Genomic DNA, 241 nt, shown 5'->3' with positions numbered 1-241 from the left:
CATCGCCAGCGGCCTGAACTACCCCGACGCCATGCCCGCCGGTGCCCTGGGCGGCACCAACGACGCCCCGGTCCTGCTCACGCGGCCCAACGGCCTGCCCAACGTCACCAAGGCCGAGCTCACCCGCCTGCAGCCGCAGAAGATCGTCGTCATGGGCGGCGCCGGCGCGGTCTCGGACTCGGTGGTCACCGCCCTGGCCGACTACGCGCTGGCCGACACCCCCGACGAGGTCACCCGCCTC

General features: G+C 73.9%; 1 protein-coding gene. It reads left to right on the top strand.

What is annotated here, in order from left to right:
- Positions 1-241, top strand: a 241-nt coding sequence (locus MWU75_RS19720) for a cell wall-binding repeat-containing protein (RefSeq protein WP_247094160.1), incomplete at both ends; no start/stop codon positions are given.

Origin of the sequence: Ornithinimicrobium sp. F0845 (assembly GCF_023015765.1) — a bacterium.
Classification (GTDB): Bacteria; Actinomycetota; Actinomycetes; order Actinomycetales; family Dermatophilaceae; genus Ornithinicoccus.
Note: the sequence above shows the minus strand (reverse complement) of the source record. Positions and strands in the feature narration are given on the sequence as shown.